This is a genomic window from Haloferula helveola, from assembly GCF_037076345.1.
Lineage (GTDB): Bacteria > Verrucomicrobiota > Verrucomicrobiia > Verrucomicrobiales > Akkermansiaceae > Haloferula > Haloferula helveola.
Window position 1 is genome coordinate 3,813,559 of the sequence record NZ_AP024702.1, and the last position, 13,021, is coordinate 3,826,579.

At 65.2% G+C, this 13,021-nt stretch carries 11 protein-coding genes; 3 read left to right on the top strand and 8 right to left on the bottom strand.

Going from position 1 to position 13,021, the window contains the following annotated elements:
- Nucleotides 1-86: 86 nt before the first annotated feature.
- Complete coding sequence (locus HAHE_RS14345) at nt 87-1,157, bottom strand: alanine--glyoxylate aminotransferase family protein (RefSeq protein ID WP_338685379.1); 1,071 nt, start codon at nt 1,155-1,157, stop codon at nt 87-89.
- Between the two features lie 102 nt (nt 1,158-1,259).
- On the opposite strand from HAHE_RS14345, the gene HAHE_RS14350 reads away from it, so the two are divergent.
- Nucleotides 1,260-1,622 carry a hypothetical protein gene (locus tag HAHE_RS14350; RefSeq protein ID WP_338685380.1) on the top strand — a complete coding sequence of 121 codons (363 nt, stop codon included), beginning with the start codon at nt 1,260-1,262 and terminating at the stop codon, nt 1,620-1,622.
- Nucleotides 1,623-1,629: 7 nt separating this feature from the next.
- Here the strand turns inward: HAHE_RS14350 and HAHE_RS14355 are convergent, their stop codons facing one another.
- From HAHE_RS14355 to HAHE_RS14380, 6 genes are all read right to left on the bottom strand, one after another.
- Nucleotides 1,630-4,212: a tetratricopeptide repeat protein gene (locus HAHE_RS14355; RefSeq protein ID WP_338685381.1), complete on the bottom strand. Its 2,583-nt coding sequence runs from the start codon at nt 4,210-4,212 to the stop codon at nt 1,630-1,632.
- Nucleotides 4,213-4,265: 53 nt separating this feature from the next.
- Nucleotides 4,266-5,639, bottom strand: coding sequence for a sigma-54 dependent transcriptional regulator (locus tag HAHE_RS14360; RefSeq protein ID WP_338685382.1), 1,374 nt, complete (start codon nt 5,637-5,639; stop codon nt 4,266-4,268).
- Nucleotides 5,640-5,787: 148 nt separating this feature from the next.
- Nucleotides 5,788-6,498 (bottom strand): isoprenyl transferase, encoded by a 711-nt coding sequence (locus HAHE_RS14365; RefSeq protein ID WP_338685383.1) that lies wholly within the window; start codon nt 6,496-6,498, stop codon nt 5,788-5,790.
- 73 nt (nt 6,499-6,571) lie between these two features.
- Nucleotides 6,572-7,867, bottom strand: coding sequence for an adenylosuccinate synthase (locus HAHE_RS14370; protein WP_338685384.1), 1,296 nt, complete (start codon nt 7,865-7,867; stop codon nt 6,572-6,574).
- 69 nt (nt 7,868-7,936) lie between these two features.
- On the bottom strand, nt 7,937-9,076 hold the full coding sequence (gene carA, locus HAHE_RS14375) for a glutamine-hydrolyzing carbamoyl-phosphate synthase small subunit (protein ID WP_338685385.1): 1,140 nt from the start codon (nt 9,074-9,076) through the stop codon (nt 7,937-7,939).
- Nucleotides 9,077-9,193: 117 nt separating this feature from the next.
- Complete coding sequence (locus HAHE_RS14380; RefSeq protein ID WP_338685386.1) at nt 9,194-10,030, bottom strand: lysophospholipid acyltransferase family protein; 837 nt, start codon at nt 10,028-10,030, stop codon at nt 9,194-9,196.
- A gap of 133 nt (nt 10,031-10,163) precedes the next feature.
- Between HAHE_RS14380 and HAHE_RS14385 the strand changes: the two genes are divergently transcribed.
- Both HAHE_RS14385 and HAHE_RS14390 read left to right on the top strand, forming a co-directional pair.
- Nucleotides 10,164-10,580, top strand: a complete 417-nt coding sequence (locus HAHE_RS14385) for a 3-hydroxyacyl-ACP dehydratase FabZ family protein (protein ID WP_338685387.1) — start codon at nt 10,164-10,166, stop codon at nt 10,578-10,580.
- Nucleotides 10,577-11,578 (top strand): sulfite exporter TauE/SafE family protein, encoded by a 1,002-nt coding sequence (locus HAHE_RS14390; protein WP_338685388.1) that lies wholly within the window; start codon nt 10,577-10,579, stop codon nt 11,576-11,578. The genes HAHE_RS14385 and HAHE_RS14390 overlap by 4 nt, the downstream gene beginning before the upstream one ends.
- A 195-nt stretch (nt 11,579-11,773) precedes the next feature.
- Here the strand turns inward: HAHE_RS14390 and HAHE_RS14395 are convergent, their stop codons facing one another.
- Complete coding sequence (locus tag HAHE_RS14395; RefSeq protein WP_338685389.1) at nt 11,774-13,009, bottom strand: AMP-binding protein; 1,236 nt, start codon at nt 13,007-13,009, stop codon at nt 11,774-11,776.
- Between the last annotated feature and the right edge of the window lie 12 nt (nt 13,010-13,021).

Genomic DNA, 13,021 nt, shown 5'->3' on the forward strand with positions numbered 1-13,021 from the left:
GAGACATACGCTTTCCACTGCTGCCCGGCTTAGTGGAAAGGCACCGGATTCGCGTCATAAACCGGTCTCTCGCAAGCATCCGGCCCTCATCCGAGCACGTCGTCCATGGCGTCGATCAGTTCCTGCATTGTCGCCACGGTCTCGTTGCCCATGTTCGAGATCCGGAAGGTCAGGCCCTTGATCTTGCCGTAGCCGCCGTTGATCAGGAAGTTGTGCTTCGACTTGAGGGTCTTGATGAAGGCCGGCAGGTCGAAATCCGCGGGGGTGGTGAAGCAGGTCAGCGCGTTCGAGCGGCGGCCCTCGGGTGCGAACAGCTGGAAGCCGTGCTTGGCGCCCCAGGTGTGGATCATCGCATTGGTCTCGGCGTGGCGGGCGAAGCGGTTCTCGAGGCCTTCCTTTTCGATCTCACCGAGAATGTATTGCAGTCCGAAGAGCGTCGCGATGCAGGGAGTGGACGGCGTGTTGTTCTTCTCGTCGTTCTTGGCGAACTCGACGAAGTCGAAGTAGTAGCCTCGGTTCGGCGTTCCCTTGGCGCGTTCCATCGCGGCTTCGGAAACGGCGAATACGGCGAGACCCGGAGGCAGCGCGAGCGCCTTCTGCACGCCGGCGAGCACGACGTCCGCGCCGATCGCGTCCATCTCGATCGGGACGGTGGAAAGCGACGAGACGGTGTCGATGATCAGCATCGTGTCCGGAAAGGACTTCACCACGGCAGCGACGCCGGCGAGGTCGTTGAGGACGCCGGTCGAGGTTTCCGAGTGGATGAAGGTGACGGTGTCGAAGCCGCCTTCCTCGAGCTTCGCCTTCACGGCCTCGGGATCGATCGCCTCGCCCCACTCGACCTGGATCTTGTCCGCCTCGTAGCCCATCTTCTTGGCCACATCGAACCACTTGTCCGAGAATGCGCCGCAGCAGAGGCAGAGGACCTTCCCGCGGACGAGATTGCGAAGCGCGCCTTCCATGACGCCCCATGCGGAGGAGGTCGAGAGGAATACCGGACGGGAAGTGCCGAAGACCGACTTCAGGCCGGGCTGGAGGGAAGCGTAAAGTTCTTCGAAGTCGGAGCCGCGGTGGCCGATCATCGTGTGAGACATCGCGGCGAACGTTTCGGGGGAAACATCGACGGGGCCGGGAGCGAAGAGTTTGGGCGAGGACATCGGCGGAGAAGGTAGGGGGTATCTCGCGCTCGCCAAGTGGAAGGTGGGTCAACGGGCTTTGGAGCCTTGGCGGACCTGAGACCGGGGTGCAGGGTAGAGCCGATGGACCTGAAGGTGGACGAGATGACCGGCGAAGAGAGGGTGAAGCTGTGGCTGCCCCAGGCCCGGATGCTCGCCGCCAAGGCCCAGAGTGGCGACGAGGTCATGCGTTTTCTGGTGGGCAAGGGAGTTCCCGAGGTGTTGGCGGGGGAGACCGCGGCCCGGCTTTGGACCGAGAGTCAGCAGGCGAAGGTCTGGTGGAAGGACCCGAAGCGGTGGATCGGATGGTCGCTGCTGGTTTTCGGAGTCCTGATGACCTGCTTCAGCTTTCTCGTTGGCGGAGGTGTGCTCGCGGCGATCGCTGCCTGCGGGCTTTCCGGTCTGGGGGCAGCCGTGCTCTGGGGCGGGTTTCTCGAAAGAACCTGAAGGGGAATTACTCGTCTTCCTCTTCGGCTTCCTCGTCATCGGGCAGTTGGTCCCAGATGAAGTGCTCCATCCCGATCGTCTTCGCCCGTTCGGCGAACTCGTCCGAGCGGGGACCTTTGAGGTTGGCGATTCGCGCGGCCAGCTTCATCGCGGCCGGCCAGTTCTCGCGTTTCTCGAGAATCCTCAAGGCACTGAAGCCACACAGTTCGATCGGTTGCCAGTCCGGCCGGGAGTTCTCGGCCGCCGCCTGGATGACGTCCATGTAGGCAAGCAGCGCCTCGTCCTCACGGCCCTCGAATTGCTCGAGTGCCAGGCCTTTCTGGTAAAGCACCCGGTAGCGCGCGGGAGATCCCTCGGGCAGGACCGCGAGCAGGCGTTCGTAGACCGCGAGGGCGCTCTCCAGTTGCTCCGGTTGTCCTTCGGCTTTCGCGAACAGGGCGTCGCCGAGCAGCAGGCCGACATTGAGAAGCAGTGGCTCGTCATCCTTCAATTCGGCGAACCACGGCTGGAGCAGTTCGACGGCTTCATCGAGGCGCGACAGCCGGATCAGCATGTCGGCCTTCTCGAGGCGTGCGACGTCCCGGAAAGGGGAGTCCGATTCGATCAGGCGATCGAAGAGCTGGATGCTCTCGGCCTGCGACTGGGGTGTCGCGCCTTCGGCGGCTGCGGCCGCGGAAAGCAGCAGCGCTGCGGGAGCCTGCGGCGAATTCGGGTGGGTCTCGACCAGCGTTTTCAGTTCGAGCTGGGCCTCGTTGAAGTCCTTGTTCTGGAAGAGGGCCCGGCCCCGCTCGAAGCGGATCGCGGGGGCAGCTGGCGCGTCTGGATAGCTCTTGAGGAATGCGGCGGCGGAAGCGGCGGCCTGGTCCCACTCGCCGGCGGCCTTGTGAAGCCGGATTTCCGCGAGCGCGAGCGACGAAGGAGGCAGCGCTTCGCGGCCGTTCTCGCTGATGGCCCCAAGGGACTCCCGTGCCTTGTCGGTGAGTGGCGGGGTCGCATCCAACGCCGCGAGAGCGGCCGCAAGACGCGCTTCATCGATGCGCGGATGACCGGGGTGCTGACTGATGAAAGCCTCCAGCGCGGGCAGTGATTCGGGATCGCGGCGCGATGCGAGGTAGAGCGCGCGTTCCAGTGCCAGCTGCACCTGGAGATCGGGATCGCCGGCTTCGTCGCGGAGCTTGTCGAAGGCAGGCATGTCACCTGCGGCGAGCAGCGAGGTGGCGGCATTGAGACGGCTGGCGTGACGCCGGTCGAATTCGAGCAGCTCCGCCGCCTGATCGAAGAGAGCGGCTGCCTTGTCATATTCCTTGTCGAGGAAAAGCGCGCTCGCCTCCAGCGTGAGGGCTTGTGCTCGCAGCTCCGGCGAGGAGGCTGAGCCGTGCCTTTGGAGCGCGTCGAAACAGGCATTCGCCTGTTCCCGATTCCCGTTTTCCAGTTCCCATCGGCCGGCGACGAGCAAGGCTCGCGAGACCAGCGGGTGCTTGGGGTATTCCAAGCGCAGACGGGTCAGCAGACGGCGGGCCTGGGCGGGGGCGTCGGGTGCCGAGAGGCGGCGCAGGCCCAAGGCAAGGTGGAGCATCGCCTGAGGCGCCAGCGGATCGGCGGCGGTCGCGGCTTGTGGCCACGCTCCGGCGGAACCCTCGCGGGAAACGGGAGCGGCAGGTCCTTCAATGCGTGCCGGTGGCACCCACTCCTTGAGGCGCGTGAGGATCGCGTCGTTGGGAGCCGGTTGTGCCGGGAGGCACTCGAGAAGAAGGTCGAAAGCCTGATCGAGAACCGGCGAGTCCGGTGTCTGCTGAATGAAGGCGAGCAGCCCGTCGGCCGCGGTTTCGGTTTTTCCGAGCGCGATCCGTGCCTGCGCGAGGTCGATGAACTCCTGATGGAAATCCCGCAGCGACTGGTTCTCGGGAGAGGAGATCAGCTCCTCGAGAATGGAGGCTGCCGCCTCCGGTTCGTCGTTCGCCAGCAAACAGCGCGCCCGAAGGTGGCGGCTCGCCTTGGCGGCGGCGGGTGCCAGGCCCGCAGGGTCGGGCAAGGCTTCTAGCGCTTCCGCCGGCTTGTTTTGGTCGAGCAGGATCTGCGCCTTGAGCATCTTCGCCGATGCCGGTGCCGAGCCCGATTTGAGGATCGGCTCGAGCGTCGCAAATGCGCCGTCGAGGTCGTCGATGGCCCGTTGCAACCGGGCGCGCGTGAGTTGCGCTTCGCGGCGGTGGGGAGAGTCTTCCGGCAAGGCCGCCAAGGCATCGATCGCATCCTGGAACCTTCCGGTCGCGGCGAGTGCCTGGGCCCGCCAGAACCCCCGCGCCGGGTGCTCGGCGAGATCCGGGAGATCGAGGATTTCAATCGCCCCCGAACCGTTGTTTGCACGGACCCGGGCCTCGGCCAACCGGACCAGAAGCTCCTGTCGGACCTCGGGGTCGAGGTCTTCGGTCTCAAGGGCCGCCTCGAAGCGGGCTGCCGCGACTCCCCAGAGCCGGCCGGACAGCGCGTCCATGCCGAGCTTGTAGGTCGGGATCTCCTCCAGCGCCGGACCACCATGCAGGAACGGCGCGGCGGCGACCGTCAGCAGGATGGCGCGGATGGTGGGACCCATGGCTGGGAGCATAGGCGGGAATCGCCGACCCGGAATCCCAAAAACCCTTCGGTTCAGGAGATCAGCTTGCGGAATTCGGGCACGCTGGCGCCGAACAGGGCCGAGGCCTTCTTCACATCACCGTCGTGGAGTTCCAGCAGTCGGTTCGCGAACTGCGAAAGCAACCAGCTCTTCGCGTCCTCGCTGGGCAGAAACTCGACGAGCGCGTCGAGGTGGCGGTCAACCTCGGTGTCGCAACGGATGGGCGACGCGGCGAGACGGATATCACTGGGCAGAAGGACGTTTGATGACGCCAGAGCGCAGGCGCGGGCGATCGTGTTCTCGAGCTCCCGGACGTTACCGGGCCAGCGGTGCTGCTGGAGTAGGGCGATGGCCTCGGTCGACAACCGGGTGCGCGCCATCCCGTTCTTGCGGGTGATCTGCTGGAGGAAGAACTCCGCGAGCAGCGGGATGTCTTCCGGCCGCTCGCGCAACGGTGGAAGCCGTACTTCGACCACGTTGAGCCGGTAGTAGAGGTCTTCGCGGAAGTTTCCTTTCGAGACTTCCTCGGCAAGATTCTTGTTGGTCGCGGCGACGATCCGGGCGTCGGCCGTTTGTGTCTCGTTCGACCCGACACGGGAGAAGGTGCCATCCTGGAGGACGCGCAGCAGCTTCACCTGGACCGACAGTGGCATGTCGCCGATTTCGTCGAGGAAGAGCGTGCCGCCATCGGCCTGCTCGAAGCGTCCGGCCCGCTTGGCGATCGCCCCGGTGAACGCGCCTTTCTCATGACCGAACAGCTCGCTCTCGAGGAGGTTCTCGGGAATCGCGCCGCAGTTGATCGCGAGAAACTCGTTCTGACGGCGGGGCGAGTACTCGTGGACCGCCTTGGCCACCAGTTCCTTGCCGGTGCCCGACTCGCCGCTGACGAGGACGGGCGCGTCGGAGCGGGCCACGCGACCGACCACCTTGAACACGTCCTGCAGCGTACGCGAAACCCCGATGATCTTCACCCGGCTGTCGACGCGCGGAAGCTCGGTGACTTCCTGCGGGTCCGCGGCCTTGCGGCTTTCCGCCGTCAGAAGCGCGTTCTCCACGACCGGACGCAGTTCGAAAGGGAGTGCTTCCTTGCGCAACACATCGTGTGCGCCCTGCTGGGTCGCCTCGATGACCTGCCCGGTGCTCGGGAAGCCGGCGATCAGGATGAACAGGGAAGTCGGAGAGTTCTCGCGGATCCTTGCCAGCAGCTCCAGTCCGTCGAACGGCTGCAACTGGATATCGGCGACGACAAGATCGACCGGGGTCTTTGTCACCACCTTGGCGGCCTTCTCCGCGTTGTCGCATCGGAGAATATTCAAGTCGTCCGCGGCGAGGTGCTTCGTCGCCCACTCGAGAAAGTCATGATCCTGATCTACGATCAGAATCGTCTGTCCTTGGGTTTCCTGCATTCCTCCGGGGGCGGCAGGTTGGGGAGGCCGAACCGATTAAGCAAGGAGGGAGAAAGCCATCGGTATGCGCAAATACCCGAATTCGGTGCTCCGGATGAGCGGCGATCGCGTCGCGGACCGCCTCGCATGAAAACGGGTCATTCCGGTCCTACAGCCCTCCAAACCGGCGGTTCCGTCGGGAATACTCGTCGACCGCGTCAAAGAGGTCGGCCTGGGAAAAGTCGGGCCAGAACTTCTTGAAGATCACGATTTCGGCGTAGCTGATCTGCCACAGCAGGAAATTCGAGACGCGCATCTCGCCCGACGTGCGGATCAGGAGGTCGGGATCGGGGACGTCCGCCGTGTAGAGCCGCGAGGCGATCAGTTCCGGCGTGACATCGCCGGGTGCGAGACGGCCTTCGGCGGCATCCTTCACCAGCGATCTCGTGGCCTCGGTAATTTCTTCACGGGAGCCGTAGGAAAGCGCGAGGATGAGGTTGAGCGACGTGTTGTCCGCAGTTCGCTCGAGTGCGTCCCGAAGCTTTGCCCGGGTCTTCTCCGGCAGACGCTCGATGTGGCCGATCGCACTCAGCCGGACATTCTGCTTCATCATCTCCTCGGCCTTTTGATCAAGGAAACGCTCGAGCAGGCTCATCAGCGACGAGATCTCATGGGGCGGGCGGTTCCAATTCTCCGACGAAAAGGCGTAGAGCGTGAGATACTCGACGCCGAGCTGCTTGCAGGCCTCGACGCATTCGCGCACCGACTCCGCGCCGGCCCGATGGCCCTCGCGTCGCGGCAGGCCGCGTTCCTTGGCCCAGCGGCCGTTGCCGTCCATGATGACGGCGATGTGTCGGGGGATGGTCCTTTCCTCGGGCATCGGTGGGTGGCCGTGATTGGCGGGCGATGGAGCCCGGCGGGAGAGGATGGGATATGAAGCCCGGGTGAAGAAGTCAGGAATTGGCCAGCGCGACGGATTCCGTCGCGACCAGCGTCTGGGTCCGGTCGGGCCCCACGCCGACGAACTGGATCGGGGTGTCGCACAGCTCCGACAGGCGCCGGAGGTAGGCTCGCGCGTTCTCCGGGAGTTGGTCGAAGGAGGTGCAGGCGGTGGTGTCGGTCATCCAACCGGGCAGTTCCTCGTAGACCGGCTTGGCCCGGTCCCACGCGTCGCGTTCGGCCGGGGCGTAGGGGTGTTCCTCACCGTCGATCTCGTAGGCGGTGCAAATACGGAGGGTCTCGTAGTTGTCGAGACCGTCGAGGTTGGTGACTGCCAGGCCGGTGGCGCCGTTCACCATGCAGCCTTGGCGGAGCAGGACCGCGTCGAGCCACCCGCAGCCGCGGGGACGGCCGGTGGTGGCACCGAACTCGCGTCCGAGATCGTGGAGGTACTGCGACAACCCTTCATCGACCGTCGGGAACGGACCGGCGCCAACGCGCGTGGTGTAGGCCTTGCAGACTCCGACGACCTGGTCGATCGATGTCGGCGGCAGGCCGGAGCCGGTGCAGCAACCGCCGGCGGTGGTGTTCGAGGAGGTGACGAACGGGAAGGTGCCGAAGTCGATGTCGAGCAACGTGCCTTGCGCCCCTTCGAAGAGGATGTTCTTGCCGGCCTTCCATGCTTCGTGGAGCACGGGGATCGTGTTGGTCACGTGCGGGCGGAGGCGTTCGAAGGCGGCGAATACCTCGTCGGCCTGCTGTTCGGGATCGAAGGTCGGCAGGTCGTAGCGCTTGAGGATCTCGTTGGCGTCGGCGGTCCGCAGCGCGATCGTTTCGCGGGCGAAGGTCTCGTCGAACAGGTCGGCGACCCGCAGTCCGCAGCGGTTCACCTTGTCGGCGTAGGCCGGGCCGATTCCGCGCTTGGTGGTGCCGATCTTGCGGTCGCCGAGGGCGGCCTCGCGGGCGGCGTCCAGTTCCTTGTGCAGCGGCAGCACGACATGGGCGCGGTCGGAGATGAGAAGCTTGTCGGGGGTGATCGAGACCCCTTGGGCCTCGACCCGCTCGATTTCCGAAACCAGTCCGGCAGGGTCCAGCACGACGCCGTTGCCGATCACGTTGGTCTTGCCATCCCACAGGATGCCCGAAGGCAGCAGGTGGAGGATGTATTTGGTGCCGCGGGCGATCACCGTGTGACCGGCGTTGTTGCCTCCCTGGCCACGGACGACGACGTCGGCCGATTCGGTGAGATAGTCGACGATCTTGCCTTTGCCTTCGTCTCCCCATTGGAGACCTGTGACGATGATGTTCATGGAAAAGTGGTCAGTGTCCAGTGATCGGTGATCAGTGGTCCGGGATGAGCTGCCGCAGAAACTCGCGGGTCATTTCGATTGGTCCACTAGGTCCGCGAACTCGTCGAAGAAATAGGCGGCGTCGTGGGGGCCGGGGGCCGCCTCGGGGTGATACTGGACGCTGAAGACGGGGTAGTCCTTGTGGCGGATGCCCTCGACGGTGTCGTCGTTGAGGTTGATGTGGGTGACCTCGACATTGGTGTCGAAGGAATCCGGATCCACCGCGAAGCCGTGGTTCTGGGAGGTGATCGAGATCTTGCCGGTGCGCAGGTCCTTGACCGGTTGGTTGCCGCCGCGGTGGCCGAACTTCAGTTTGAAGGTCTTGCCTCCGAAGACATGGCCGAGGATCTGGTTGCCGAGGCAGATGCCGAAGATCGGCTTCTTGCCGATGAGCTTCTTCACTTCGCCGTGGATGTAACCGAGTGCGGCCGGATCTCCAGGGCCGTTCGACAGGAAGATGCCGTCGGGGTTGCGGTTGAGCACCGCCTCTGCGGGGGTGGTCGAAGGCACGACCTCGACCTCGAAGCCCGCCTGGCGGAGTCGGCGCAGGATGTTGTATTTGACGCCGAAGTCGTAAGCCACGATGCGGCTGCGGATGGGCGGGAGTTCCATCCAGTTGCCTTCCTGTGAGGTCACGACATTCGGAAGCGTGAAGCGGCGCGAGTCCTGTTCCCACGCGTAGGGGTCGCCGACGGTGACCTCTTGGACGAGGTCGCAGCCTTCCATCGATGGCGACTTCAGCGCGGCCTCGACGGCTTCCTCGGCGGTGAGTTCGGTCGTCAGGCAGGCGCGCATCGCGCCGGCCGAGCGGAGGTGCTTGGTCAGCGCGCGGGTGTCGACGTGCTCGATCCCGATGATCCCGTGCTCGCTGAAATACTCGGCCAGCGTCTGGCGCGACCGGTAGTTCGATGCGACGGGCGAAAGCTCTCCAATGACAAAACCGCGGACGTGGGGCGAGGCGGATTCGGCGTCGTCCGGATTCACTCCGTAGTTGCCGATCTGCGGGTAGGTCATGGTGACGATCTGCCCGCGGTAGGAGGGGTCGGTGATGACCTCCTGGTATCCGGTCATCGAGGTGTTGAAGCAGATCTCACCGGTGCTGGTACCGGTGGCGCCGAATGCGCGTCCTTCGAAAAGTCGGCCGTCTTCGAGAGCGAGAATGGCTTTCATGGGAACAGTGGCAGCGCTCCGGGGGACTCGGGTCCGGCGCGCGGCGCGGGAGGGTAAGGACGCCCGCGGCGGATTGTCGAATGCGGAATGCCTCCCAAATCGGCGGATTCCGGAGTCCTACCCGGCCTCGACCTGACGGCGCAGTTTGTGGGCGCGGGAGAGATTCCGCTCGTAGTTCCCCTCAAGGCGTCCGGTGAAGTCGCGCGCGCTTTCTTCCTCGCCGGGAATCAGCGGCTCGCCGAGTTCGAAACTCATGCGGATCGGGAACTCCGGGCGTTTCCACAACGGCCAGCCCTTTTCGAGGAAGCGGGTGTTGCTGCGGATGTAGACCGGCAGCACCGGGACTTCGGCGCGCCGCGCGACCAGCGAGCAGCCGCCCTTGAGCGGATTGATCCAGCGCCGGTTGCGGCGCGTTCGCGTGCCTTCGGGGAAGAGCAGGAGCTGGCCGCCCCGGCCGAGCGCGTCCGCGGCATCGCGGATCAGGCGGGACGAGCAACCGTTCGGGATGTAGCCCGCGAGTCGGGCGCCGCCGCCGAGGAAGGGATTGCACAGAATGCTCTCCTTCATGATGCAGATCGGCTGTGGCAGGCAGGCGATCACGAACACCGCATCCCACAGCGAGGTGTGGTTGGGTGCGATGATCACCGGCTCGGAGCGCCCGCGGAGCGGCTTGAGCGAATCGATGTCGGCGTAGACGAGACCGGTTGCGCGGAGATACCAGACAAACACCCTGAACGCGCGGTGGAGCATCGAACGTCCGAGCCGCTCGCCGGTGCGCCGGGGAAGGATCAGCGAGAGCGGAAGCCCGATCAGCGTGAAGAGCAGCCCGAAAACGCCCCAGTAGGCGAAGCCGCCAACGGCAGCAAGGGTCTCGATGGGCCACCACCACCATGCCCGGGCCGCGACCGGGAGGGTCGCGGAACCACGGATCACGGTGGGCTCCGGCGGGGGCATGTTTGAAACATACCGGGAGGCATCCCCGGCGGCCAAGACGCAATTGTGGCTCTTGCTTGCGAAATCTCCAATCCGTGCATTCAGCAACACAACTCGGCTTGCCAAGTCCGGAAGGAATGCGAGAGATGCGGCCATGTCCGCACTCGATTCGCTCCCCCACGGTCCGGAGTTCCGCTTTGTCGACGAACTCGTCGAACTCGACCCGGGCAAGAGCGCCCGCGGTTCCTACACGGTGCGGGGTGACGAGGCATTCCTCGCCGGACACTTTCCCGGCCGACCGCTGATGCCCGGAGTGATCCTCGTGGAAGCGATCGCACAATTGGGCGGGGTGGCGGCCCAGAGTGATCCGGAGATCGGACCAGTCGAGGGGTTGCTCCTGACCGGGATCCGGGGGGCGAAAATCCTCGGTGCGGCCGAGCCGGGCGAGACTCTGGAGATCCGCGCGGAAGTTGAGGGGCGGCTCGGCGGCATGATCCAGATATCGGGCGAAGTCGAATCGGCCGGACGCAAGCTGGCCAGCGCCAAGGTGATGCTCAGCGGCGCCGCGTGAAGGTTGCTCGAACGAGTCCGGCCGCGAAGCGGTGGATCTACCCGGCGGCGCTTGTGGTCGTTTGGGGTGTCTGGGCGGCTGCGATGTCCATCGGTGACGCGTGGCACCTGTTCGCCACCCGCTGGCCGATGGCGCTGACGATGGTGTTCGGGTCGTTCGTTGCCGGCTCGACCCCGGCCGGCGGGGGAGCCGTTGCCTACCCGGTCTTCACCAAGATGCTGTCGGTGCCGACCGGCGATGCGGCGCTTTTCGGACTGATGATCCAGGCGGTCGGCATGAACATGGCGGCGCTCTTCATTCTGACCCGCGGGATCCGGATCAATCGGAATGTCCTCGGATGGACGGTGCTGGGCGCGGTCCCCGGAGTGATGGCCGGCCTGGCCTTCGTCGAATTGCCCGCGAATGTCCCGCGCCTCGCGTTTTCGTCGCTGCTGTTCGCCTTCGCACTGGCGCTCTACCGGTCGCACTGGAAAAGGCGGCATATTCCGGAGCCGGAGATCGTCGGCTGGACGCGGCGCGACGGAATCCGCTTCGCGCTGCTCGGAGTTTTGGGCGGGGTGGTGGCCTCGCAGCTCGGCTCGGGCGCGGACATGCTTTGTTTCATGCTGATGACCTTGGGTTACGGCCTCGACGAAAGGGTCGCGGTGCCGACGTCGGTGGTGACCATGGCGGTAGTCTCGGCCTTCGGGTTCGCCTTTCGCCTGCTCATGCCGCAGCCTATCGGGGTCGTCTGGGAATACTGGGCGGTGGCGGCACCGGTGGTCGCGGTTGGCGCGCCCTTCGGAGCGTGGGTCGCATCGAGGGTGAAAGGCGGGGCGATCCTCGTGTTTGTCTTCGTGCTGGTGGTGGTCGAGCTGACAACTACGGCGATTCTCGTACCCGTGGACGCTCCCCGCGGGGTGATGCTGGTGGCCGTGCTTGCGGTCGCGGCGGTCTGGTTCTGGCGCCTGCGGCGAATGCGCGAACGTAGATGGAAGGCACGTCAGCAGGGTTTGTAGTTCCCCCTTCAGGGGGTTGCGGAGCCCGGGTTGTGGAGAAGCAGGGTCTTCTTCCCGAGGGGATTTTCTGAAGATACTCTGACCCTGGTTGTTTCACCGCGACCGGACAACGTCAGATCATTCTCCGGGACCCGTCGGCTCCGCAACCCCCTGAAGGGGGAACTACAAACCCTTGTGGCGCGCCTTTGGAGAGCTTCAGCCGGTGAAGCGCTGGCGGAGGTCCTGGCGGCTGAGCGACCACCATGCCTCGTTTTCGGCCGGGATCCAGTGGCGGGGCATCTCCCAGCCTGCGAGTTGGGTGGCCGCCGCGGTTCGGGTGGCGGAAACTTGCGTGCCGACGGGAATGAGCGCGGCGACCTCGTCGACCCGGTCCGGGTCGTGGCTGGGAACGCCGAACACCCGCACGCGTGTCAGTCCGCCGGTTTCGCGCAGGATGCTCTCGATCCTGCCGGCTCCGACTTTGCGCCCGGCGACGTTGATATGACCGCCGGCCCGCGAGTCGAGGGTCAGGCGTCCGTTTTCGAAGTGACCGCAATCGGGAGTGAGGAACTCGCCGTCGCCCAGCGTCTCACCGCTGCGAAGACGGTCGTAGCCGAGCGCGACCGCATTGCTGCGGATCACGAAACGCGATTCGTCATCGGTCTCCACGCTGACCCCTGGCAGGGGCTCGCCAAGATCTCCGGCATGGGTCCGCGGCTTCTCCGAAGCATCCCACGAGATCCCTCCGCATTCCGATGCGCCGTAGAAGTTGTGCAGTTTCAGGCCGTGCTCGTTCCAAACGGTTTCTTCAAGTTCGAGGGGTAGTGGTGCGCCGGCGGAAATTGCCAGTTCGATCGGCGCGTCCGCGAGGATGCCGGAGCGTTGCCATGCCCGCCACATCGACGGCACGGCGGGTACGACGACACGGGCGTGCTTCCTCCATGCCTCGACCACCACCGCGGGAAACGGAACCTCGACGTTCTGCAGAGGGATGCCGTGGAGGAGCATCGGCAGGATGATCGAGGAGTAGCCGTAGGAGTGGCTCAGCGAGATCGTGGCAAGGTTGGGGACCTCCGGCCTGAGCCCCATCGCAGCGACGAGACGGTCGGCATCGGCCGCGATCTGATCGGCGGTGAAGCGCACGGTGCGCGGTTGGCCGTCGCTGCCGGGGGTGAGTTTGAGGTGGGCGATACCCTCCGGAATGCTCGCGCTATCGAGTTCGATCGCGCCTGGCTTCTCCAATGGCAGCACCGGCTGGTGGTCTCGCCACCCGCGCAGGGTCGCGAGTGCGATATCGAGCGCGCTGCCGGAGGCGATCACCGGAGCGGTCGCGACGGGAATGCCTTCGAGTGCCCGCGCGAGGTCGTCGAAACTCACCACATCATCCCCGTCGAAAAGGGCGGGGCGGTCGCGGAATCGGGCGTGGGTTTCTTGCCAGCGGGGAAGCAGCATTTGACAAGGGCT